This window comes from Pyrinomonas methylaliphatogenes, assembly GCF_000820845.2.
Lineage (GTDB): Bacteria > Acidobacteriota > Blastocatellia > Pyrinomonadales > Pyrinomonadaceae > Pyrinomonas > Pyrinomonas methylaliphatogenes.
This window is the reverse complement of sequence record NZ_CBXV010000008.1, coordinates 280,076-303,808: the sequence shown is the minus strand read 5'-3', so window position 1 is coordinate 303,808 and position 23,733 is coordinate 280,076. Positions and strand designations below refer to the sequence as shown.

General features: G+C 60.2%; 22 protein-coding genes and 1 riboswitch. Of the genes, 16 read left to right on the top strand and 6 right to left on the bottom strand.

Features of this window, described 5'->3' with window-relative positions; genetic code table 11:
- Positions 1–114 precede the first annotated feature (114 nt).
- The 6 genes from PYK22_RS12525 (at position 115) to PYK22_RS12500 (ending at position 4,876) form a co-directional block, all read left to right on the top strand.
- The gene (locus tag PYK22_RS12525; RefSeq protein WP_083437920.1) at positions 115–1,863 is read left to right on the top strand and encodes an aldehyde dehydrogenase family protein; all 1,749 of its coding nucleotides are present in this window, start codon (positions 115–117) and stop codon (positions 1,861–1,863) included.
- Between the two features lie 49 nt (positions 1,864–1,912).
- Positions 1,913–2,248, top strand: coding sequence for a EutN/CcmL family microcompartment protein (locus PYK22_RS17625; RefSeq protein ID WP_041977776.1), 336 nt, complete (start codon positions 1,913–1,915; stop codon positions 2,246–2,248).
- The gene (locus PYK22_RS17345) at positions 2,245–2,730 is read left to right on the top strand and encodes an ACT domain-containing protein (protein WP_211197698.1); all 486 of its coding nucleotides are present in this window, start codon (positions 2,245–2,247) and stop codon (positions 2,728–2,730) included. Before PYK22_RS17625 ends, PYK22_RS17345 begins: the two co-directional genes overlap by 4 nt.
- Before the next feature lie 77 nt (positions 2,731–2,807).
- Positions 2,808–3,137: a zinc ribbon domain-containing protein gene (locus PYK22_RS18390; RefSeq protein ID WP_408003165.1), complete on the top strand. Its 330-nt coding sequence runs from the start codon at positions 2,808–2,810 to the stop codon at positions 3,135–3,137.
- A gap of 8 nt (positions 3,138–3,145) precedes the next feature.
- Positions 3,146–4,504, top strand: coding sequence for a PFL family protein (locus PYK22_RS12505; protein ID WP_041977771.1), 1,359 nt, complete (start codon positions 3,146–3,148; stop codon positions 4,502–4,504).
- A gap of 51 nt (positions 4,505–4,555) precedes the next feature.
- A complete protein-coding gene (locus PYK22_RS12500; protein ID WP_041977769.1) occupies positions 4,556–4,876 on the top strand; it encodes a BMC domain-containing protein in 321 nt (106 codons plus the stop codon).
- Positions 4,877–4,899: 23 nt separating this feature from the next.
- Here the strand turns inward: PYK22_RS12500 and PYK22_RS12495 are convergent, their stop codons facing one another.
- Both PYK22_RS12495 and PYK22_RS12490 read right to left on the bottom strand, forming a co-directional pair.
- Positions 4,900–6,096 (bottom strand): VWA domain-containing protein, encoded by a 1,197-nt coding sequence (locus PYK22_RS12495; protein WP_041977767.1) that lies wholly within the window; start codon positions 6,094–6,096, stop codon positions 4,900–4,902.
- Positions 6,097–6,276: 180 nt separating this feature from the next.
- Positions 6,277–7,257 carry a VWA domain-containing protein gene (locus PYK22_RS12490; RefSeq protein WP_041977765.1) on the bottom strand — a complete coding sequence of 327 codons (981 nt, stop codon included), beginning with the start codon at positions 7,255–7,257 and terminating at the stop codon, positions 6,277–6,279.
- Positions 7,258–7,601: 344 nt separating this feature from the next.
- Between PYK22_RS12490 and PYK22_RS12485 the strand changes: the two genes are divergently transcribed.
- From PYK22_RS12485 to PYK22_RS12445, 9 genes are all read left to right on the top strand, one after another.
- Positions 7,602–8,831 carry a type II secretion system F family protein gene (locus PYK22_RS12485; protein WP_041977762.1) on the top strand — a complete coding sequence of 410 codons (1,230 nt, stop codon included), beginning with the start codon at positions 7,602–7,604 and terminating at the stop codon, positions 8,829–8,831.
- A 44-nt stretch (positions 8,832–8,875) separates the two neighbouring features.
- Positions 8,876–10,573: a GspE/PulE family protein gene (locus tag PYK22_RS12480; protein ID WP_211197697.1), complete on the top strand. Its 1,698-nt coding sequence runs from the start codon at positions 8,876–8,878 to the stop codon at positions 10,571–10,573.
- Between the two features lie 52 nt (positions 10,574–10,625).
- The gene (locus PYK22_RS12475; RefSeq protein WP_041977760.1) at positions 10,626–13,124 is read left to right on the top strand and encodes a secretin N-terminal domain-containing protein; all 2,499 of its coding nucleotides are present in this window, start codon (positions 10,626–10,628) and stop codon (positions 13,122–13,124) included.
- Between the two features lie 33 nt (positions 13,125–13,157).
- Positions 13,158–13,775, top strand: coding sequence for a prepilin-type N-terminal cleavage/methylation domain-containing protein (locus PYK22_RS12470; protein WP_041977757.1), 618 nt, complete (start codon positions 13,158–13,160; stop codon positions 13,773–13,775).
- Positions 13,776–13,842: 67 nt separating this feature from the next.
- A complete protein-coding gene (locus tag PYK22_RS18250; protein ID WP_328286926.1) occupies positions 13,843–14,253 on the top strand; it encodes a type IV pilin protein in 411 nt (136 codons plus the stop codon).
- Positions 14,254–14,306: 53 nt separating this feature from the next.
- Positions 14,307–15,236 carry a type IV pilus biogenesis protein PilM gene (locus tag PYK22_RS12460; RefSeq protein WP_041977755.1) on the top strand — a complete coding sequence of 310 codons (930 nt, stop codon included), beginning with the start codon at positions 14,307–14,309 and terminating at the stop codon, positions 15,234–15,236.
- Positions 15,237–15,569: 333 nt separating this feature from the next.
- A complete protein-coding gene (locus tag PYK22_RS12455) occupies positions 15,570–16,169 on the top strand; it encodes an RNA polymerase sigma factor (protein WP_041977753.1) in 600 nt (199 codons plus the stop codon).
- 16 nt (positions 16,170–16,185) lie between these two features.
- Positions 16,186–16,809 (top strand): zf-HC2 domain-containing protein, encoded by a 624-nt coding sequence (locus tag PYK22_RS12450; RefSeq protein WP_041977751.1) that lies wholly within the window; start codon positions 16,186–16,188, stop codon positions 16,807–16,809.
- A 98-nt stretch (positions 16,810–16,907) separates the two neighbouring features.
- Positions 16,908–17,750 carry a hypothetical protein gene (locus tag PYK22_RS12445; RefSeq protein WP_157770857.1) on the top strand — a complete coding sequence of 281 codons (843 nt, stop codon included), beginning with the start codon at positions 16,908–16,910 and terminating at the stop codon, positions 17,748–17,750.
- A 24-nt stretch (positions 17,751–17,774) separates the two neighbouring features.
- On the opposite strand, the gene PYK22_RS12440 is transcribed toward PYK22_RS12445, so the two are convergent.
- From PYK22_RS12440 to PYK22_RS12425, 4 genes are all read right to left on the bottom strand, one after another.
- Positions 17,775–19,673 carry a bifunctional homocysteine S-methyltransferase/methylenetetrahydrofolate reductase gene (locus PYK22_RS12440; protein WP_041977747.1) on the bottom strand — a complete coding sequence of 633 codons (1,899 nt, stop codon included), beginning with the start codon at positions 19,671–19,673 and terminating at the stop codon, positions 17,775–17,777.
- A gap of 95 nt (positions 19,674–19,768) precedes the next feature.
- Positions 19,769–19,844: riboswitch (SAM riboswitch) on the bottom strand.
- A gap of 69 nt (positions 19,845–19,913) precedes the next feature.
- Positions 19,914–20,474 carry a hypoxanthine phosphoribosyltransferase gene (gene hpt / locus PYK22_RS12435; protein ID WP_328286925.1) on the bottom strand — a complete coding sequence of 187 codons (561 nt, stop codon included), beginning with the start codon at positions 20,472–20,474 and terminating at the stop codon, positions 19,914–19,916.
- Positions 20,475–20,640: 166 nt separating this feature from the next.
- Positions 20,641–20,892, bottom strand: coding sequence for a hypothetical protein (locus PYK22_RS12430; RefSeq protein ID WP_157770856.1), 252 nt, complete (start codon positions 20,890–20,892; stop codon positions 20,641–20,643).
- A gap of 123 nt (positions 20,893–21,015) precedes the next feature.
- Positions 21,016–22,065 carry a DUF481 domain-containing protein gene (locus PYK22_RS12425; RefSeq protein WP_041977744.1) on the bottom strand — a complete coding sequence of 350 codons (1,050 nt, stop codon included), beginning with the start codon at positions 22,063–22,065 and terminating at the stop codon, positions 21,016–21,018.
- A 132-nt stretch (positions 22,066–22,197) separates the two neighbouring features.
- Here PYK22_RS12425 and PYK22_RS12420 point away from each other — a divergent pair, with 132 nt between their 5' ends.
- A complete protein-coding gene (locus PYK22_RS12420) occupies positions 22,198–23,619 on the top strand; it encodes a DEAD/DEAH box helicase (RefSeq protein WP_041977742.1) in 1,422 nt (473 codons plus the stop codon).
- The last annotated feature ends 114 nt before the right edge of the window (positions 23,620–23,733 follow it).

The following is a 23,733-nucleotide window of genomic DNA, read 5'->3' as shown; positions in this document are numbered from 1 at the left end:
ATCGGCCCGATTCTCAGGGTGTGGCTCGGGCCGAGCGTAAGGTTGAATCCGGATCGCGATATGGCATTTGCAAGGGATGATCCGTGGGTCTGAGCGTTGGAACGGAGGCGCGTCATGACAGCACACAAAGACTTAAAGTCGGTACAAGAGGCGCGCGATTTGGTTGAAGCGGCGCATCAAGCGCAGAAGACGCTCGCCCGCTTCGATCAAACCACCGTCGATCGAATTTGCGATGCGATGGCGCGCGCGGCCTTGCGCGAAGCGGCCCGTCTGGGCGAGATGGCGACGGCGGAGACAGGTTACGGGGTGCCCGCTGACAAGCGCGAGAAGAATCGTTTCGCCGCCGAGGATGTGTGGAACTATTTTCGCGGGATGCGCACGGTTGGCGTCATCCGTGAGACGGAAGAGATCATCGAGATTGCCAGCCCGCGCGGCGTCATCGCGGCGATCATCCCTTCGACCAATCCGACTTCGACGGCCATCTTCAAGTGTTTGATCGCGATCAAGTCGCGCAACGCCGTCGTCCTTTCGCCGCATCCTTCAGCCGTCAACTGCATCAACGAGACGGTACGTGTCGTGCGCGAAGCTGCCGTCAAGGAGGGGTTGCCGCCGGAGGCCATCGGGTGTATGACGGCGGCGACGATCGAAGGCACCGAAGCTTTGATGAAGCATAAGCTGACGGCGTTGATTCTCGCCACAGGCGGCATCGGTCTTGTGCGTGCCGCCTATTCTTCAGGTAAACCAGCATTCGGCGTTGGACCGGGTAACGTTCCCGTTTTCATCGATCGCACAGCGGACGTGCCCACGGCTGTACAGAACGTTTTGACGGGCAAGTGCTTCGACAACGGCACGATCTGCTCTTCCGAGCAAGCGATCGTCGCCGATGCGCCCATCGCCAAAGAGGTTCGCGAACAGCTCAAGCTGCAAGGCGCCCATTTCCTCAACGCCGAAGAGGCGGACCGACTGGCGCGCATCGTGGCCACGCCGCAGCGGACGCTTAACCCTGCGATTGTTGGAAAATCGGCGCGCGTCATCGCCGAGATGGCTGGGATCAGCGTCCCGCCGACCACGCGCTGCCTTGTCGCTGAAGTGGGCGGCGTCGGTCGCGATTATCCGCTCTCGATGGAGAAGCTTTCGCCGATCCTCGCTTTTTACGTCGTCGATGGCGTCGAGCAGGGCGCGCAACTCTGCCATGAGATCTTGAGTTTCGGCGGGATGGGGCACACCGTCGGCATTCACACGCGCTCGCGCGAGACGGCCAAGCGCTTCGGCATGGAGATGCCCGCCTCGCGCATCATCGTCAATTCGCCGACGACGCATGGGGCGATCGGTTTCTCCACGGCGCTGCCGCCGTCGATGACTTTGGGATGCGGTTCATGGGGCGGCAACGTCACGTCAGATAACATCTCGCCGCTTCATCTGATGGACATCAAACGGATCGCTTTCGGCATTCGCGCCGTCGGCGGAGCGCGCGTCGTCCCCGTGGAGCGTGAACGATCTTCTGCGCCCTCTATCACGAGCGTGCCGATCGATCGTGAGCAGATCGCGGCGATCGTCGATCGCTTCCTCGCTAAGCGTCGTGTGGAAATGGTCGGGTCACAAAGCGAGGCGACCGTTGGAAACGGCGCAGGCAGCGCATCGCCGCCGCAAACTCCCGTCTCAGAGCAAGAGGCGGCGGCGTCTTCCGCCAATGGCGATCGGGCGGTTGAAAGGAGCGCGCCTCGCGTCGTCGATTTCGTCTGTGAAGAGGATGTGCGTCGCGCCATTCAACGCGGCGAGAAGATCTACATCAACGCGCGCACGATCATCACTCCCGCGGCGCGCGATATGGGAGAGGCGGCGGAAGTCTTCGCCAAGGTTTAAGCGCTGGGAGAGCGCACGGCGGAGATTCTTCATCATTGAGTTACGGATCATGTTCTTGGGCAAAGTCATCGGCACCGTATGGGCGACGAAGAAGACGCCGGATTTAGAGGGCGTGCGCTTTCTCGTCGTCCATCCGCTCGATCTCGAAAGAGAGCCGACGCGCAACATCGTTATCGTCGCTGATCGATTGGGCGCAGGGGTTGGGGAGATCGTCATGTGCGCTTTTGGCAAGGCGGCCCGTTCGGCTATCGGCAATCAGGAGATGGCGATCGAAGCGGCGGTCATCGGCATCGTCGATCGGGTCGATGTGACGGAGACGGTCTCCGCGGAACTCGACGAGGCGGCGCGAGCCATCACCATCGAGCGAGATGGGAAAGGGCGATGAGGGCTGTGGAAAAAGGACCAGCCATGGTCGATCAGGATTTGATCTATCGGATCACGCGGGTCATCTATGAAAACTTGGGCGCGAGTGTGGAGGCGGGCAAGGTGGAGCGCTTGGTGCTCGATCTCTATCGCGCCATCGAACCGTCGCTTGTGGGTGATGGGCGCCCCATCACGCCACAGATCGAGACTTTGCCCCCCGCACGCAGCTCATCCGATCGATTGGTCATCTCCGTCTTCGGCGTCGATCGTCCGGGGATCGTCGCGGCGGTGGCGCGGATTCTGGCCGAAGCCGAGTGTAACATCATCGATATCAATCAAACGGTCGTGCAGGGTAAGTTCGCCATGGTCCTCATCGCCGATGCGGCGCGTTCGCGCTACTCAGTCCAGCAGCTCAAGGAGCGCTTTCGTCGCGAAGGGGAAGCGTTGGGCGTGCGCATCTACGCGCAACGCGAAGATATTTTCAATGCGATGCATAGGGTTTGAGCTGCCCGCGAGCTTCGTCTCGCGGCCGTTCGGCGACAGATCGAGCGACTGTTGAGGTGATCGCGAACTTCGTCTAGATGTCTGGCCCCGTGATATCTCGTCGTTGTCTTGCGTGTGGCGCGACCGTGCGCGGCGAGGCCAACTTCTGCCCGCAGTGTGGGCGAAGCATGCGAAGGCGCGAATCGCCGACTGAGCCCAAACGAAGCGTCGGGGCGGCCGCTTCGAAGGGGAGAGCTTCAGAGAGGATCGAATCCGAGCCGCGATACAGCATATTCGCTGAGGACGAAGCGCGCCTTCGCAGGCGCCGCGTCGAAAGCGCTGATCCGCGCGCGCGTTTCGTGATCAGCGCGATCGTCTTCTTCATCCTCTTTGCGGTCCTGTTGTTTCTGAGCAAATTGTTCGCCTGAAGTCTCAGATGGAATACACGCAAGCGGAGATCCTGCAGACGGTGCGGATGATCGAGATGGAGCATCTCGACATTCGCACGATCACGTTGGGAGTAAATTTACAGGATTGTGCCGGCTCGGTAGCGCGGACGGCGGAGAAGATGGGCCGGAAGATCTCGCTGGCGGCTTCCCGTCTGGTCCAGACCGTTGACGAAGTGAGCGATGAATTTGGCATCCCCGTCGCCAACAAACGCATCGCGGTCACGCCGGTTTCGCTGCTTGTGAGCGGCGCGCGCGGCGATTATCTGTGTTTGGCGCGCGCGTTGGATGAGGCGGCGCGCAACGTCGGGGTTGATTTCATCGGCGGGTATTCGGCGTTGGTTCACAAGGGTTGGACCGAGGCGGAGCGCGAGTTTCTCGACTCGATCCCGGAGGCGCTCGCTTCGACCGAAAGGCTCTGCTCTTCGGTCAACGTGGCGACGACGCGCGCAGGCATCAACATGGATGCTGTGAGGCGCGTCGGCTCTCTGATCAAAGAGATGGCTGAGTTGACTCGCGATCGGGGTGGCATAGCTTGCGCGAAGTTCGTCTGTTTCGCCAACGCGGTCGAAGATAATCCCTTCATGGCCGGAGCTTTCCATGGTCCAGGGGAACCCGAAGCGGTCATCAACATCGGCGTTTCGGGACCGGGCGTGATCAATCATGCGTTGCGACATGCACCGCGCGACCTGCCGTTGAATGAACTCGCCGAGTTGATCAAAAAGCTCGCTTTCAAACTGACGCGCGCTGGCGAACTGGTCGGGCGCGAAGTCGCGCGCCGATTGGGGATCAGATTCGGCATCGTCGATCTGAGTCTCGCGCCGACGCCCGTGCCCGGCGATTCGGTCGCCGAGATCATCGAAGCTTTCGGCTTCGAACGCGCGGGCGCGCACGGGACGACTGCGGCGCTCGCGCTTCTCACCGATGCGGTCAAAAAGGGCGGCGCGATGGCGAGCAGTTCCGTGGGCGGGATGAGCGGCGCGTTCATCCCCGTCTCAGAGGATGCCGGGATGGTCGAGGCGGCGCGCGCCGGAGCGCTATCGCTCGCCAAACTCGAAGCCTGGACCAGCGTCTGTTCGGTCGGCATCGACATGGTCGCCGTGCCTGGTTCGACCCCTGCGGAGACGATCGCGGCGATCATCGCCGATGAGATGGCCATCGGAGTCTTCAACAACAAGACGACCGCCGTGCGCATCATCCCTGTGCCCGGCAAAGAGGTCGGCGAGATGGTCGAATATGGCGGGCTCTTGGGGCGCGCGCCCATCATGCCGGTCAGCCGATTCTCAAGCGCCGGATTCATCGCGCGCGGCGGTCATATCCCGGCGCCGATCCATTCGCTGAGGAATTAAGCGGCGGGCTTTGTGGGCGGATCGAGATTTGAACCTTTTGGGAGAAACTTTATGGAAGCTCTCGGGATGATCGAGTGTCGCGGCCTAGTGGCGATGATCGAGGCTGCCGATGCCGCCGTTAAAGCAGCCAATGTGCGGCTCGTCGGGTATGAGAAGATCGATGCCGGATTGGTTACGGCCATCGTGCGCGGCGAAGTCGCTGCCGTGCGCGCCGCGGTCGAGGCCGGAGCGGCCGCCGGAAAAAAGGTCGGCGAGGTGGTCTCAACCCACGTCATCCCGCGCCCACATGCTGAGGTCGAACGGGGCATCCCCGTCCTTCGCACTGGCGAGACGACGCGCAAAAAGATCAGCGGTTCGGTAAGAGCGCGGTGACCTAAACGGACTCTTTCGCCATTTCAAGGCGTCGTCGAATGTGTGCCATCGGCTACGCGACGGCGCGGCGGCGCCGGAGTCCCATTGTCGAGCGGAGCGATGTATCCGGGACGGGTGACCGCGATGCGTTTTTCGCCCCCTGGTCCATTTGCGACCACGACGCGCACGCTGCGATATGTACCATCGTGCGCTTTGTTGGTCGGGCTGTAACCGATGACGTATTGTGTGCGTAGATCGCGCGTGATCTCCTCGGCGATCCGCGGCAGTTCGCTCAGAGATTTGGGGAAGAAAGCGCGCCCACCCGTTTCGCTCGCCAGACGATTGATCAAGTTGATCGCTTTCTCGCGCGGGCTTTTGCGAATGAAGCCGCCCTCTTTGTCCAACTCATCGACGAATCCGATGACGAAGATCTGCACGTTCGATTCGCGTAGATGTTGGAAGAGCTGATTCTGGCTGTAAAAACTCGCTCGATCTTCGCCATCCGTGATCAGGATCAAGGCGCGGCGACGACGATCGTCATCATCGCCTTTCTTGTATTCGGTGACCCGATCGGCAGCCAAATAGACGGCATCGATCACTGCCGTTTGTCCAGCTTCGATGTAGAGGTTGTCGAGCGCGTCGAGCAGCGCCTGCTTATCCGAGGTGAAATCGAGCAGAGTTTCGATCTTGTCGCTGCTGATGAACCGGACTAGAAAAGTCTCATCGCCCGGTTTGTTGCTGTTGATGATGATGCGCGCCGATTCGATCACTTTGTCGAGCAGGTAACGCATCGAACCCGAATTGTCGATGACCAATCCGTAACTGATCGGCACCTCTTCTTTGGAAAAATAAGTGATCGTTTGCGGCACGCCATCTTCGTAGACTTGGAAATCTTCAGGGCGAAGGTTCGGGATGGGGCGGTTGTTGCGGTCGATGACGCGGACGCTCAATTTGACTTCCGCTGTGCTGATGCGGATCGTCTCATCAGGCGCGATCTCTTGTCCGGCGGGCTGCTTGGGTTTGGGCGGCGGCATGACAGGGGGCTCTTGATCGATGATGACGAGCGGCGGGCGATTGGGCGGCGTCTGTTTGTTCTGCGATCTGTTGTTCGTTGGTGCCGCAGCGCCGGTGACGCGCCGCGCGCGACCGTCGGAGTTTTGCGTTGCGGGAGCGCGCGCTGGCGCGAGCGTCATGAGCAGAAGCGCCGCGGCGATGCGTAGATAAGGGTGCCAGATCTTCATCGATGTCCTTGCGCCGTCATGAATCGGAAGCGCCCCGCTTCCTCTTTTTGAGAGCAAGCGCGGCGCTTCGGTTAAAGCCGCCCGATCGCTTCGCGCGGCTGGGGCAAACGAGCCACTGGCTCGCGCACGAACTTCCACGAACTTCTTGATGTCGCCGCACGCAGTGCGGGTTGCCGCGCCTCAACGCGGTTTGGCGATGGCATAATAACCTTCGCGGCTGCGAACGTACAACCGCGGCAATCCGCGCGGCGGGTTGACCTTCACCTTGATGCGCCGCCAACGGCCATCGGGGACGAAATCCTTCGGACGATATCCGATCGAGTATTGGTGACGGAGTTCGAGCGCGATGCGTTCGAAGATCTCGTTCATCTCCGCCGTCGTGCGCGGGAAGAAAGCGCGTCCGCCTGAGATCGAAGCCAGCTCATCGAGGATCGCTTGACCCTGCATCCCCAGCGGGCTGTTGGCATCGCTATCGCCCATGATGCCGATCGCGTAGATGATCACGTCGGATTCTTTGAGCAGGCGTTGCAGTTCGCTGCGCGTATAACGCGAGTTGTTATCTTGCCCATCGCTGATGAGCAGGATCGCGCGTTTGGGATAGGTGCTGTGCGATAGTTTCTCTACGCCGAGGTAGCAAGCGTCATAGAGCGCGGTGTTGCCTCTGGTCTGCACGAAGGTGAGTTTGTCGAGAATGGCCCGACTATCGCGCGTGCGATCCATCAGTAGTTGGGCTTGCGAATTGAATCCGATGAGGAAGTATTCATCGCGCTCGTGGCTCGTTTCGATGAAACGGCTCAGCGCTTCGCGCGCGCGATGAATCTTCTCCCCGCTCATCGAACCGGAGACGTCGAAGATGATGCCGATGCTTGCCGGCGCGTCCGAATCGCTGAAGAAGAGGATCTCTTGCGGTTCCTTTTCGTCGAAGACGGTAAAATGCCTCTTGTCGAGGCCCGTCACATAGCGCCCATAGGTGTCGGTAACCGTGACGGTTAAGGTGACGAGATCGGTGTTGATGATGATCGGTTGATCGTCGTTGAAGGGAAGCTTTTGGGGAAGGGGCAGCTCCCCATCCAGTTTCTGTTGGGCGTTTGTCGCTTGAATGCAAACGAAGAGGCAGAAGGCGAGCGCGATCAAGGCTCGTTCCTTACGGCGGCGCTGCATCTTGATACCCTCCTGCTTGCGGTTCGCGCTCTTTATTAATTGCGAATCTCGACCGATCCTTTTCGATCGCTTTGAGGAGACGATGATTCGGCGCGCCTTACCTTTCGGCCATCTCGATTGTAAGCCAGCTCGCTCGCCTTCGCAAGAAGGTAAGGATTCTTCGGCAGCGCGGCGTGTAGCAGGGATCTCTGGGATGGCGGATCGCCTTCGAGTTTGGAACCGCCAGTGAAGCGGCGCGTGTAAAGTTTGTGTCGGGGGCGCGTAAGCCGCCAGCGCGTGATATACTTCGTCCCTCTTGGTTCGGGCGGGCGCAGGCAGTTCGAATATAAGGTCGCTGGCAGAAGATGGCAGAGTTCATCTGTCGGTTGGGCACACCTTCAGGTGAGATAATTACGCGCACGATCGAGGCTTCCGGCGCGCAGGAGGCGCGCGCGCGCCTTGAAAGCCAAGGTTATCGCGTCTTTTCCGTCACGCCGCCAAAGGTCTCGGGCGTTGCGGCGCTTACGCGCGGCGGGCGCATCGGTTGGCAAGCGCGAGTGCGTGCGGCTGATTTTCTGCTCTTCAATCAACAACTCGCCGCGCTCGTGCGGGCCGGCATCCCGATCCTGCAAGCCATCTCGATGTTGCGGCGGCGCGCGACGAGCGCGCGTTTGCGTTCGGTTCTGGGCGATGTCGAAGAACGCATACGTAACGGCGATGCTTTATCGTCGGCATTCGCCGCGCAGGGGCCTATCTTCCCGCGCATTTACACGGCTTCGATCTTAGCGGGCGAACGTAGCGGCGCGCTTGCCGAAGTTCTGGCGCGTTATGTCAACTACATGCGACGCGGCGTCGAACTGCGGCGGCGCGTGCGCGCCGCGCTCGCTTATCCAACGCTTCTGCTTATCGCGTCGGTGGCGATGGTCTCGTTTTTGGTCATGTATGTCGTGCCGCGGATGTCCGGTCTGTTTGCCGGGTTCAACACGGAGTTGCCGACCGTGACGCTCTTCGTCGTTGGCCTTTCCACATGGTTGGCGACGAACATTTGGTGGCTCGGTCCACTCGTCTTGGCGGCAGCCGTGGGCTTCTACTTTTGGGCGCGCACGGCGCAGGGAAGGCTTAAATTGGACGCTCTCTTATTACGCATCCCTTTGCTCGGAGCGCTCCTTCGCCAATTGGCGATTGCGCAAGTGGCACGCGGACTCGCCACCTTGCTTGCCGGCGGCATCACGTTGGTTGAATCTTGGGAGATCGCTGTCGAGGTGATCACCAATCGCGAGTTGCGACGACGCAGCGCGACCGTGCTGCCACTGATCCGTGAGGGGAGGTCTTTCACGGACAGTCTGGCGTCGGCAGGATGGGTGCCGGAGCTGGCGCTCGATATGATCGGGATCGGCGAGCGCTCCGGCAGTTTGCGGGAGATGTTGGAAGAGGTGGCGAACTTCTACGATGCCGAGGCCGAAGTGCGACTAGAACAGTTGACGAGCACGCTGGAACCTGCCATTCTTTTAGTCATGGGTGGCGTGGTGGCCACGATCCTGCTCGCCATCTATCTCCCGATCATTCAATCCATCTCGAACGCCGCTGGACGTTAAAGATCAGCGCCCCCGACGACGGACGACTTTCGCGTGGAACGATCATGAATCAAATGGCGGAAGATCTGCTGGGAAATTCAGCCTCGAGAGAAGAGTTTGTAGCGCGCGAGACTTGGGCGCAGGTCGAGGATCCGCCGGAAGTGCGCGAGGCGAAACAGCTCGCGCGCCGCTATCGTCTGCCTTACGTCGATCTGTTGCCGCCTGCGGGCGACTCGCCGATAGATTTCTCGCTGCTGGCGGAGGTGCCTGTTGAACTGATGGTGCGCTATCAGTTCGTGCCGCTCCGGCGCGAGAACGGCAGGCTCCACATTGCGGTCGCCGATCCGACGGATCTGGAACGTTTGGACGAGTTGGCCGCCGCGTTGCGCGAAAAACTGGAGCTTTCGGTCGCGACGGCGGGCGCGATCGACGCCGTGTTGCGCAAGGGCGATGCGACGCAGCGCGTGTTGCAGGAGGCGGCCTCCGGTTTTCGCATCTCGTTGGTGCGCGAGACGGAGCAAGGCGAGGAAGTGCTCGATCTTGATCGGCTCGCGACCGATTCCGAGATGTCGCCCATCATCAAGCTGGTCGATACGATCATCTTCAACGCTTTGGAATCGCGCGCTTCCGACATTCACATCGAGACGCGCGATTATGGCGTGCAGGTGAAATACCGCATCGACGGCGCGCTCTATCCCAAACTCGATCCGATCGACCTAGCCTATCATCAGACGCTGATTTCGCGCATCAAGGTGATGTCCGAACTTGACATCGCCGAGCGGCGCATCCCGCAGGATGGGCGCTTCCGCGCGCGCTACAAGGGGCGGACGGTCGATTTCCGCGTCTCGATCATGCCGACGATCCATGGCGAAGATGCCGTGATCCGCATCCTCGACAAGGAGCAGATCAACGAAGCCTTTCGTCACCTGACGCTCGATGTCATCGGATTCTCCGAAGAGGATCTGCGCAAGTTCCGTCGTTATATCGCTGAACCTTACGGCATGGTTCTGGTGACTGGACCGACCGGTTCGGGCAAGACGACGACGCTGTACGCGGCGTTGAACGAGATCAAGAACGAGGAGGATAAGATCATCACGATCGAGGATCCGGTCGAATATCAGATTCAAGGGATCACGCAGATCCCGGTCAACGAGAAGAAGGGATTGACGTTTGCGCGTGGGTTGCGCTCGATCTTGCGCCATGATCCGGATAAGATCATGGTCGGCGAGATCCGCGACCCCGAGACGGCGCAGATCGCGATCCAATCGGCGCTCACCGGGCATCTCGTCTTCACAACGGTTCACGCCAACAACGTGATCGACGTGATCGGGCGCTTCCTGAACATGGGCGTCGAGCCATACAACTTCGTCTCTTGCCTCAATTGCGTTCTAGCGCAGCGGTTGATCCGCGTCCTGTGCACGGTCTGCAAGCGGCCATATCGCCCTTCCGATGAAGAGTTGATCGAATCGGGTTTGCGGCCCGAGGAGCATCGCGATCGCATCTTCTATCGCAGCGTCGGTTGTGATGCTTGCAACCATACGGGGTATCGCGGGCGCACGGCGATCCATGAACTGCTCGATCTATCGGACAACATCCGCGAGATGATCATCGCGCGGCGTCCTGGTTCGGAGATCCGTCGTGCGGCTGAGGCTGAGGGGCTGCGCAGTTTGCGCGAGTCGGCGCTGCGTAAGGTTTTCGCTGGCATTTCCAGTCTACATGAGATCAATCGCGTCACCTTCGTCGAGGATGTGAAGTTGAACTGATCGCGACCATCAGGGCGAAGCGAAAAAGGCTTAAGCCGGGGAGGACGTAACGATGAAAAGCACGCTGCACGCACGATCTTTTGCCGCGCTTCTGATGATCTTCTGTCTGCTCTTTGCGCCCATCTCCGCGCTCGCGAAGAAGGGCGAGAAGAACTACAAACGCGGGCTGCAGTACGAAGCCGCCCAACAGTGGGAGCAAGCCGCACAGGAGTTCGCTCTAGCCGTCGCGGCTGACCCATCCAACATCGAGTATCAGCTCCACTATCGGCGCGCGCTCTTCAACGCATCACAAGTCTACATGCAGCGCGGGCGCGCGTTGGCCGAGCGCGGCGATTACGTCGGCGCGTATAACGCTTTCCGTCAAGCCTACGGATATGATCCGGCGAATGAGCTGGCGAAATCCGAGATGGATCGGATGCTCCGGTTGCAACGCGAAAAGACCGGGATGGAGCCCAAGGAGGGGAAAGAGGGTGGCGTTCAAACGTCGCCTGCGGTCTATCAAGGCGACTCGAATGGGCAGCGGGCGAGGGGCGCGTCTTCGCAGGAGCCGTCGATTCCGTTGCGTTCCGAACAGCTGCGCGTGATCAATTTCAACGGCGACCTTTTGGAGCTGATCCGCAGCCTCGCCGACGAGATCAATCTGAACGTGATCTTCGACCGCGATCTGCAGAACCAGCGGCGCACGATCAACATCAATAACCTGCGCAACGTGACGGCGGCGCAAGCGCTCGATTACATCTTCCTCTCGCAGGGGCTCTTCTTCCAGAAGCTGGACCGGCGAACGATCCTCGTCGCCGATCAGAATAAACGGAACCAGTATCAACAGCTGGTCATCCGCACCTTCTACTTGCGCAACATCAAACCGGAAGATGCGCGCGCGGTCATTCAAGCGGCGCTTCCGCCGCAACCCGGACGTCCCGTGATGGCCATCGCGCCTAGTCAATCGACCAATAGCCTCACCGTGCGCGACACGCCGGAGAACATTCGCCTGATCAGTCAGATCATCGAGAGCATCGATAAGGATCGCGCCGAGGTTGTCATGGATGTCAACATCTATGAGGTCTCACAAAGCGATCTTCTGCAGCTCGGCAATCAGCTCGGCACCGATACGACGCTCGTCAATCTGGGCGGCATTCAACGCGGGCTGACGGTCGTCGGCGGAAGTCGTGAGGTTGTGACGCAAAGCCTCAGCAACGTGCCGACGGCGCTCGGGGCCGCGTTGATCGTCCCGGCCTCGGCGATCGCCGCTTTGCAGAGCAAAGCTCACACGCGCTTGCTCGCCTCGACGCAGGTCCACGCTTTCGATGGCGAGGAGTCGGAGACGCGCATCGGGCAGCGCGTGCCCGTTCAGACGGCGCAAGTGCCCTACTACTATTACGGCGCGCCGACCTCGAATCAGACGTCGCAACCGGGTGGCATCGTCAACCCCGGGCTCTTCCCGGGCGGCTATCCGGTCATCAATTTCGAGCCGACAGGTTTGACGCTCAAATTCACGCCGCAAGTCTTCCCGAACATGGACGTGCAGGTGAAGATGACGATCGAGTCGAAGGATGTGCTCAACCCCGGCACGCTGACGCCCACCTTCACGGAGCGCTCGATTAAGGGAACGGCGCGCATCCAGAACAATCGCACGATGATGTTGGCGAGCATCGCGCAGGACAGGCAGTCGAATGGGCGGCAGGGGCTTCCGTTGCTCGGGCTGATCCCGGTGCTTGGGCGCTTCTTCACCGCGCCACGGCGCGACGATGTGCAAACGGATATCGTCATCGCCGTCACCCCGCACGTGCTGCGCGCTCCGCAAGTGACGCCGCGCGATGAAGAGTTGCGTCCGAGCGGAACGCAGATGATGCCGATGACCGAATCGCTCGCCTCTCTGGTGCAAGAGATCGAGCGCGAGGAGTTGGCCGCGGCGCAGGCGAAGCGCAATGACGCCGCGACTGCCGCGGCGACCTCGACCGGAGCGCAAACGGCGCATCTCGTGCAGACGAACGCCTTAAGAACTGGCCCGGTCGAAATTCAGACCCCACAGTTCATCCCCGCGCCGAAGATCTTGCTGGGCAACGATGGCGATCCCCCGCGCCGAACCTCTGTGTCAACGCAGCCTGTGAGCCTAAGCGGGCAGTCTGATCCCAGCGTGGTCGGATTGGAGTTAAAGTCGGATGGTGGAGCGACCATGCGCGTCGGTGAGCGGCGGCGCATTGCCCTTCTTCTGAAGAGCAAAGCGCCTGTCGGATTGGCGATGGTGACGCTTCGTTTCGATCCTAAAGTCTTGGCCGTGCGCGCCGTCGCGCCTGGTGAGAACTTCTTGGGAGGCGGGGCGCACATGACGAACACGCTTGACCCGATGGGCCGTCTCGTCCTCTCCTTCGCTCCGGAAGTGGGCAAAAGCCTGAGCGGCACAGGGACGCTCGTCTACATCGAGGTGGAAGCGATCGGAAAGGGTGAAGCTGGAATCGATTTCGACGATGAGCGCACGCATCTAGTGGCGATCGATGGACGACGCATCGTGCCGCAGCTCGTGCCGGCGATCAAATGTCAGATCATGCAGTGAAAATCGGGCCGAAGATCGTGTGGGGGATGTGAGATGGCGAGGGAGCGAAGGAAACGATCGCGCGAAACAGGTTGGACGCTGCTCGAGCTGCTGATTACGATCACGATCTTGACGATCCTGTCTTTGGGCGTCATCCCGCTCGTCAAGATGAGCGTGCGACGGCAACGCGAGGAGAGGTTGCGCGAAGCTTTGCGCGAGATACGCGCCGCGATCGATGAATTTCACCGCGACGCGATCGGCATCTGCACGCCAGTCGGCCCGCAACAACTGTACGTCGATCCGCGAAGTCGCGTCATGATCAGCGATTGCACGATCTTCACGCCGGACAATCCAGATCGCTACCCCCCGGATCTGGAAACCCTCGTTCGCGGAGTGAGCGTCGTCCCGCGCGCAGCTATGCTACAAGGCGGCAACGTGGGCAATATGAATTCGAATCGAAGTGCCACCGAAGTTGGACAAGTGGTCGCGAAGAAGAAGATCTATCTGCGCGCCATCCCCATCGATCCGATGACCGGGCGCGCCGATTGGGAGTTGCGCTCTTCGTATGATCCGCCGGACGCGACCAGTTGGGGAGGCGAAAACGTCTTCGATGTGCACTCAAGATCGAAGGAGCTCGCGCTGAACGGCAAGGAGCGTTATAGCGAGTGGTAAAATGAAGGCCCTTCGAGAGAATGAGCGATCCGCCAACGTGACCGACCCCCTCTTTGGGCCGAGGTGTGTGGAACCCCTTCAGGCGGATGGGCGCTTTCTGAGCGCGCGCGGCTTTACGCTTCTCGAGTTGATGATCGTCATCTCGATCATCGTCATCTTAGCGGCCATCGCGCTACCGCAGTATCAGCGGACCGTGCAGCGCGCGCGCGAAGCGGCATTGCGCGATGATCTCTTCCAGATGCGCAAGGTGATCGATCAGTATGCGGCCGACAAAGGGCAACTGCCGCAATCGCTCGACGATCTGGTGCGGGCGGGATACTTACGCGAGATACCGATCGATCCGATCACCGGCGAACGCGATTGGCAGGTGGTCATGGGAACCGACCCTAACTCTTTGGGCGACGAACAGGGCGTGATAGATGTCCATAGCGCATCGAGCGATATTTCATCAGAGGGAACTCCCTACAGCGAATGGTAGGGGCGCGACCGCCTTCGAGTTAAAATCCGCCAAGCACAAAGCCGACCGTCGAGATGGGCATAGTCAATAGAATCTTACGACCGCGTTTCCCCGCCGCCGCCATCGGATTGGAGAGGGGAGGGGCGGGGATCGTCTCTTTGGAGAAGCGGAGGGGAAGGTTGGTCCTTCGGCGCGCGGGATATGTGGCGTTCGATGAGACGGTCTTTCGCCCGAAGTTCGACGACGTGAACATCTTCGATCCCGGAGAGTTCACCGCCGCGCTGGCCGATCTCGCGTCGAGAACCGGATTGGACAAACAGACGCGCTGGTCCATCGCTTTACCCGATGCGGTGGCGCGCGTGGCGATTTTGACGTTAGAGAGCGCGCCCGCCTCGCGCCAAGAGTTTGAGGAGATGTTCAATTGGAAGGTCGAACGCGCCTTCGGCGTGGACCCGAAGGAGTTGCGCGTTTCGCGCCGCGCTTTACGTCCCGATCCAGCGGGGCGGGCGCGTTACCTTGTAACGGGAGCGAGGCTTTCGGTGCTGTCCGAGTATGAGGCAGCTTTCGCTGCGCTCGGTTGGCGAGCCGGGCTGATCTTGCCGCGTCATCTGTGCGAAGCGTGGTGGTTGTGGCGCGATCGAGGGGCGGAAGGCGATTCTCTGCTCGTCAGTCTGCATGAGCGCGGTGTGACGAACGTTTTGGTGCGCGCTGGCGAGCCTTTGATCGTCCGCGATATCGTGTGCGAGCTGGACGAACGTGCCGATGAGCTCTATCGTTTTCTGCTCTTTTACCGTGATCGCGTGGCGAAAGATGGATCGGGAATCGCGCGGCTATTGCTCGTCGGCGATGATTGGAAGGACGAAGAGAAGGTCATCGAAGAGGCTTTGGAGCATATGCCGCGCATCGTCGGTCCGGAAGATTTGGGCCTGATCTTCCCGGCGATGGAGATCGGTTTCCGGCGCTTAGCTGCGCCCGCCGCCCTCGCCTCGCTCGCTTGGGGATGAGGCTGAAATGCGGTTTCAGGTTGATCAATTCAATTAGCGGCACGGCGATCGGCGGTAAGGCTGACGCCAATGCGGGTTCGGGGCGAACGACCGCGGTGAGATTGCAGCGCGGATTTGAGGTCCGAATCGGTCGTCAAGTCAATCACCCCTCGACCGCAAGTCGGATTTGAATCCATTCTGTGAAGCGGTAGATTATCGGTTTCGTGGTATCTCGCGCGTCGTATGGAAAGTTTTTATCTGTGAAGCGGTAGATTATCGGTTTCGTGGAATTGGCGAGTTGTGTCGTTGAAACTTTATGCGCATCATGCGCGTAAACACTCAAGGCGAGGGCATATGGGGAAGGCAATTGATGCGGCGCATCCGGATAGTTTGGCGGATGTGGATTTAGTTGCGCGCGCGATCGCCGGCAGCGAGGATGGGTTCGAAGCGCTCGTGCGCCGCTATCAACGGCCAATCGCAGCCTATATCTACCGGATCGTGAACGATTACGATGCGGCGCTCGATTTGACGCAAGAGGTGTTCATCAAAGTCTATGGTTCTTTGGCGCGCTATCGCGCGGAGTACAAATTCTCGACCTGGATCTATCGGATCGCACATAACGTCGCCATCGATCATCTGCGACGAGCGGCGGCGCGCGACGAGATGGCTTTAAAGCCGCGAGATGAAAGGCGTGAGCGGCTGGCCATCAGCATGGCGCCGAGTCCCGAACAAGAGCAGGAACGCGATGAACGGCGGACGCAGATCGAGGCGATCGTCGATCGCTTGCCGACCGCTTATCGCGAGTTGATCGTTTTGCGACACGGGCACGATCTCTCTTACGAAGAGATCGTCGAAGTGACCGGCCTGCCGCTGGGGACGGTCAAGAACCGCATCTTCCGCGCGCGGGAGATGATGCGGCGGATGTTGATCGAGCAGGGGATCACGGGTTTTTGAGGAGCGGTCAACTCAGATGGAAGTGAGACGCGAGCGCGTTTGTCATTGGCAGCGCGAGATCGCCGCCTATCTCGACGGCGAACTCGAACCGGTGGCGGCGCAGGAGTTTGAGGGGCACTTGGCGGCGTGTCGTTCGTGCGCCGCGTATCTCAACGAACAGAAGAGCTTGCTCTGCGTGCTCGATGCTTCTCTCAGTCGAATGGCGGTTGAGCTGCCAGCCGATTTCGCTTCGGTCGTAACGGTCAACGCGCGCGCCGATGTCGGGCGCGTCCGTTCGCGCCACGAGCGGCGGCGCGCCGCATTGTTCATTCTTGCTTTGGCCTTCATCTCCTTCGCTCTGATCGGTGGGACGGCTTCGGCGAAAGAGGCGCTGGCGCCGGTCCAGCTCATAGCGCATGCTTGCGCCTCAGTTGCGCGGCTGATGCTTCACGCGCTCTTCGATGTAGGGAGAAGCATCGTCGTGATCGGGCGCATCGTGGGACAGAGCATGATCGTTGTGTTGCCTGGTATCTTATGGCTCTTGGCGGTGGTCGGTTTGATCGGGGCGATCGTCGTCTACCTCTTCGGGAGGAGGCCGAAGGATCTGTGGGGTGGCCCGATGGTTCGAGAGCCATTTGGCGAACGCAACGACGGCGAGTAGATCCCGTGCCTTCGAAGGGCAAAAAATCGGCCGCGATCTGCCTCCTCATCGGGATCTTGGCCTGTCTTTCGGCGGTTCAATCGTTCGGCGCCACTGTGATGGCGGAGAGCGAGCCGCTGATCATCGAAGGCGTCAGGACGAGCGATGTCTTCGCTTTCGGTCGCCCGATCATCGTGCGCGGCCTGGTGGACCACGGGGTTCTGGCTTTCGGCGGCGATATCATCGTCGAGGGTCGCGTCGAAGGCGACGTGGCGGTGATCGGGGGCTCTATCATACAACGCGAAGGCTCATACATCGGCGGCGATTGCATCATCATCGGCGGGACGTACCATCACGGTAAGACCGCGCCGGGGCGAAATCCCGCGAGCGTCACCGTCATGTATGCCGGATACGAGCAGGAGTTGCGCGAATTGGGGCGTAATCCCGCATCTTTCCTGACGCCGCGTTGGTCGCTCGCCTATTTCGGCCAGCGATTGCTATCGGTCCTCTTTTGGTTCATCGTTTCGCTAGCGCTCTCGTTGATGATGCCGGGCGTCATCGGTCGCGCCGTTACGAGATTGAAGTTGGCGACCCTGCGGGTTGCGCTCATCGGAGCGATAAGCGCTGGCGCGCTTTCGTTAGGCGTGCCGATAGCTCTGCGCTTTCTACCGTCTGCCTTGGGGGCTTTTGTCGGTGTGATGGCGCTCCTGCTCATCATCTTCTCTTATCTTTTCGGGCGCACGGTGATCCATGTCGAAACGGGGCGTTGGTTGCAGCGCGTCCTTTTCGGCGAAAAGGCGAGATCGGAGTCGGTCGCTCTGTTGCTTGGGGCGATCTTTTGGGCCGTCGCTTTATCGCTGCCGGTAGTGTGGCCATTGATCGTGGCGGGGTTGCTGGTCGTCAGTTTGGGATTGGCGCTTACGGCCAGACATCATGTGAGTTGGGGGCGTGCGGCCAGGTGAAGCGAGATCCGCTTTCACTTTCCGCTAAGCCCTTTCGCCGAGCGCGATCCGTTCTGTCGCGCGGGCGAACTCGGGCAGGACGCTGAAGACTTCGAGCGCGTATCGCACGTTGCCGAAAGGCGCCGAGACCTGAACGCCTTGAACGATGTCGCGTATTTCGCGCAGCGACTCCTGCGCGATCTTGAGACCCTCTTCGCGCGCCGCTTCCTTGCCCTTCTCCGAGGCTTTGCGCATGCGCTCCATGATCTCAGGAGTGACGCGCACGCCGGGCACTTCGTTGTGGAGGAATTCGGCGTTGCGGTAGGAGACGAGCGGCCAGATGCCTGCGATGATCGGGATGCGCACGTGTTCTATGCGGCGCAGGAATTCATACAACTGGTCCACGTCGAAAACGGGCTGCGTGATGGCGAATTGCGCTCCGGCCTCGACTTTCCACTCGAAGCGCCTGATCTCATGCTCGAGGTTGAGCGCGCCCGGATTGACGCCGACGCCGATGCAGAATGCGGTCGGCTGCCCGATCGGATTGTTGCCGAGATCGAGGCCGTGATTGAGCTTGTTGACCATGTTGGTCAAGCCGATCGAGTCGATGTCGAAGACCGCCGTCGCATCCGGATAGGGGCCCATCTTCGGCGGATCGCCCGTGATCAGCAGGAGGTTGCGCAAACCGAGCGCGGCGGCTCCCAGTAGATCCGACATCATGCCGAGAAGGTTGCGATCGCGGCAGCAATAGTGCAAGACGGTCTCTAATCCGATCTCGCGTTCGACCAGCAGGGCGGTCGCCATCGCGCTCATGCGCGTTTGTGCGCGCGGTCCATCGGGGATGTTGACCGCATCGACGCCCGCCGCTTTCAGCAGTCTGATCTGTTCGAGCGTTTGGCTCGCGTCGCAGCCTTTCGGTGGAAGCACCTCGACGGTCGTAACGAACTCTCCGCGCGTGATCTTGCGCGACCATCGCGACCTCTCTTCGGGCGGCACGACGCGGATATCAGCCGGCGTCAGTTCTTCGATCCGTTTAGGTTTGTCTTGGACGACGACGTATTGGCGGCGCGGCGAGATGGCCCGCACGGCATCGGCGATCTGCTTGATGTGCGCCGGAGTCGTCCCGCAACATCCGCCGATAAAACGCGCTCCGGCCTGAATCAGGCGTTTGGCATATTTCGCCATGTATTCAGGCGAGCACATGTAGAACTGACGCCCTTGCACGTCGCGCGGCAATCCCGCGTTCGGTTGTGCAGAAAGCGGCTTGTTGGTTACACCGCGCATCTTCTCGATGGCCGCTAGGACGATGGCTGGTCCAACGCCGCAGTTCAACCCGATGACATCTGCTCCCCATTCATCAAGTCGGGCGGCGAAGATCTCCGGCGTCGTCCCGAAACTCGTGTTGCCATCGGGAAGGATGGTCATCTGCGCGACGATCGGCAGATCGCACAGCTCGCGCACAGCGCGAATCGCTTGCCGCAGTTCGGAGATGTCGGAGAAAGTTTCAAGAACAAATAGATCGACGCCGCCTTCGAGCAGAGCCGAAGCCTGCTCCTTGAACATCTCCTTGGCCTCATCGAATGAGGTCGGCCCGTATGGTTCGATACGCAGGCCTAGTGGGCCGATCGCGCCGGCGACGTAACAACGATCGCCCGCCGCCTCGCGCGCGAGACGGACGGCGGCGATGTTGATCAAACGCAAGCTGCCTTCAAGGCCGAATTGTTGGAGCTTATAGGGGTTTGCGCCGAACGTGTTGGTTTCGAGGATCTCGGCTCCGGCGCGCACATATTCGGCATGGATCTCGCGCACGAGATCGGGATGGCTGAGGTTGAGTTCATCGTAGCAGCGGTTGATGTAGATGCCTTTCGAATAGAGCATCGTCCCCATCGCGCCATCGAAGATGGTCACGCGGTCGCTTTCGATCAATTCGCGGATGGCTTCCATGCTCACCTCTTCATCGCTCCGAAGCGCTCTTTAAAACTGAAAATCCCGCGCTAAACAACGCGGGACTTTCACGATGAAACTTCGATGGTTTCACGGTGAGCGCTTCACCGAGCTGTTTAGCCGCTTATTTTACGTGGCCGCAAGTCGCCATAAATCACCACGTGTCAAACGTGGCTTATACCTTGGATCTGCAGGCGCTGTCAAGCTCACGGTCTCGGCGCAGGATGGATAGACTCCTTCTCAATCCTCTTTCAACACGGCGATGTAGGGCAGATTGCGGTAACGTTCGGCGTAATCGAGCCCGTAGCCGACGACGAAAGCGTCCGGGATCTTGAAACCGAGATAATCGATCTGCACGGGCCGCTCGCGCCTCTCCCATTTGTCGAGCAGTGCGGCCAGTTTAACGCTTCGCGCGCCGCGCGCGTGAAGGCTGGCGAGCAGATAGGAGAGCGTCAGACCCGTGTCCACGATATCCTCGACGACGAGGATGTCGCGCCCTTCGACCGGCGTGTCGAGATCCTTGATGATGCGCACCTCGCCCGAAGTGCGCATCTGGCTCCCGTAGCTTGAGATGGCCATAAAATCGACCGCCAGCGGCAGATCGATGGCGCGCATCAGATCGCTGATGAAGACGCAGGCGCCTTTCAGAACGCCGACGAGCAGCGGTTCGCGCCCAGCATAATCGCGCGTGATCTCGGCTCCCATCTCCTGAATGCGATTTTGGATCTGTTCGGCGGAGAAGAGCGGTATCAGCTTCGAATTGTTGAATTCTGATGAGCTATTGGCAGCGGAAGCGATCAAGTTCGAGCCCACTCCCCTTTCGAAGATCTAAAGACCGATCTCTCCCGATACTATGCCGTCTGTGGCGATAAGGTCAATGAGATCAAACCGAACGCGGGGCGGTAACGCTAAGAGCTTTCTCATCGAGTCTGTGGCGATAAGGTCAATGAGATCGAACTCTCCCCGTTCAATGGGTCGCTTCGAAATCGCCGAGACGCGCGCCGCGCCGCATGAGCAGGGCGCGATAGCCGCCGCAATTGAAATCGGTTTCGCGCTCTAGCGCATAGCCGTCGAATCCGTAGATGTCAAGCGTGATCGCTAGATCCGTCGGAGAGTGAATAAAGAGCATGGGCCGGGAGCCGGATTCAGCGCGAAGCTCGAGCAAGCGCTCGATGACCTCGAGCGGAGCGATGCGGGTCGGGTTGCGGTAGGTTGCCATCTCCTTGCCCCTTTCGTCCAGCGTGTGAAGCACTACTTCGATGTACGTTCCGAGGGCGGGCGTTGTTCGCTGTGGCGATGGAAAATTATCGGGGGCGGCGCCGATCGGCTCCGGCGTCGGTCGCTAGAACTCGACGGCCAGCCCGCTCATGAGCGAAAAATCGTTGCGCTTGACGTTCTGCTCTTGCGGGCGATTATCGAAGCGATTGAGCGCGCCGATGCGGAGCGAGAGGATCCGCGAGAGCGGCGCGCGCAGCGAAAGGTCAACTTGGAAGCGGTAGCGCCCGAGTTCAGCGAAATCGGGGAAGGCGGAAAGTTGCTGACGAAACCGAGCGTTGCCTAACACCTTCTGCTCGCTCGTCAGCCTGAAGACCCCTTCGCCGAGCGTGCGTTTGAGCCCCGTCATGTACTCTTCGTGGGTGATGCCGCCGCCCAGATCGAGGCCAAGTTCCTCGGCCTCGGTCTTCACGATCGGGACCAGCAGGCCGCCGTTCCAAACGATGCGATGGTTCAGTCGCCTCATCTCGTCATGCTCGTAGCCCGTCTCGGTGAAGAAGGAGAGTTGGCGAAGCGGCATCGAATTCAGATCGAGATTGCGTTCGTAGCGTATCGTCGAGGTGAAGAGATTGGCGAAATCGGCCCCGTTTTTGACGCCGCGCCGCAGAAAGCCGCTGAAGATCAAGCGATTATCGCGCTCCGTGCGGGTGAAATTGCCGGAAAAGTTAAGATCGCTGATGTTCGCATTGCCGCGCGCGAGCGTGTAGTTGAAGGCGAGCGATCTCTTCCAACCGAATCGCGGCGAATTGTTCGGTCTGTTCGCCGCTTGCTGTGGCGTCGGCATCGCTTTGGGCGGCGCTTTCACCGCCTCTTTCCCGTTCGGCGGAGAGAGGATTTTGGCCGCGATCAATTGCGCGCGCAGACCCTCATCGGAAGTTTCGCAGCGCGCGATGGAAGATGAGCGCAGGATGACCGTGTCGGCGTATTCGGTCACGATCGCCACATGTTCAGCTGAGACGGAAATGGCGTGGCCTGTGATCCGATCGCCGTTGTTGAGAAAGCATACGGTGAATCTCTGTTCTGGCTGTTGAGCCGCGATCTTGCGGCCAGACTGAGCCAGTGTGATACAACTTGCGACGAGGATCAGGAGCGATAGGCTGAGCGGTCGATGAGTCATAGGAGAATGAGAAAAAGCGAAATGCCTTTGGAAGCTTCGGCCCATTCGATGCGATCCTTAGGATTCGCGCGTTGTTACCGCTGATCGACACTCGTTGCTAATATAGCAGAAGCAAAGCTAGCGAAAAAACTTATGACGACAAAGTATGGCGATTCGCGGCGCGCGACGCTCGTCGTCCGATTTGAGGCGGGGACGCTTCTGCTCGATGGCGCAGCCGCCGATGCGGCGATCCCTTCGGCATTCGTTTGGGATCGGCGTGTGGCGCGTTGGCGCGCCCCTGCGCTCGCTTATCGCGAAGCGATCACGGAGCTGCATCGGCAACAGGTCCCGTTCTTGGATCGGGCGCGCGCCTATGACGAGTTCAACTTCGAATTGAAAAGCTCGGTCGAACCGCGTCCCTATCAGCGCGAGGCCATCGCGGCTTGGAAGCGGGCCGGGCGGCGTGGCGTGATCGTGTTGCCGACGGGGGCCGGCAAGAGTTTAGTCGCGCAATTGGCCATCGCCGACGTTTGCCGTTCGACGCTCATCGTCGTCCCGACGATAGATCTGATGAATCAGTGGTACGACATCCTTTCGTCTAGTTTCGCTGCGGAGATCGGGCTGCTCGGCGGCGGCTATTTCGAAGTCGGCGCTCTGACGGTGACGACTTACGCTTCAGCCTTCCGCCACATGGAGCGGCTTGGCAATCGCTTCGGCTTTCTCATCTTCGATGAATGTCATCACCTGCCCGGGAGCGCGTATCGCCATGCGGCGGAGATGGCGATCGCGCCGTTCCGCTTGGGCTTGACGGCGACGCCCGAAAGATCCGACGGGGCCGAACGCCTTTTGGCCCGGTTGATCGGTCCGACGGTTTTTCGTCGAGAGGCGCGCCATCTCGCGGGCGAATATCTGGCGGATTATCGTTTGGTGCGCGTCGATGTCGAACTGACGGCGGAAGAGCGCGCGCAGTATGAACGCGAGCGCGCCATTCTGCGCGGATTCCTCGAGAGCGAAGGGATCGCCTTCGGGAGTTTGGAAGGCTGGCATCGTTTCGTCGCCGCCAGCGCGCGCAGCGAGCGGGGACGGCGCGCCATGCTTGCCTATCGTGAGGCGAAGCGCATCGCGTTGGGGACGGAGGCCAAATTGCGCGCTTTGGTCGAGTTGCTTCGGCGTCACCGAAACGATCGCGTGCTCATCTTCACGGCGGAGAATGAGATGGTCTATCGCATCGCGGAGCGCTTCTTGATCCCGGCGATCACGCATGAAACGCCGGTCAAAGAGCGTCGGTTGTGGATCGAAGCCTTCAATCGCGGCGACGTGACGGCGATCGCGACTTCGAAGGTCTTGAACGAAGGCGTTAACATCCCGGATGCATCGGTCGCCATCGTCCTCTCCGGTTCCGGGTCGTCGCGCGAACACATTCAACGTCTCGGGCGGATACTGCGTCCGCGTCCGGGCAAGGAGGCCGTGCTTTATGAAGTAGTCTCGCGCGATACCGCCGAAGAGAGTATCAGCCGCCGTCGTCAGGGGCATCGAGATGACGATTGGCGGGCCGATTGGCTGCCGGGGCGTTAGGATCGCTGGCGGGTTCGTTCCGATCCGGGCCTTCTCGTCGGCGGCGCTGGACCGCAAAAGGATCAGTGAATTTCGACCTCGCGATGAGCGCGCTCTTTTTTGCGGAGCTGAAGA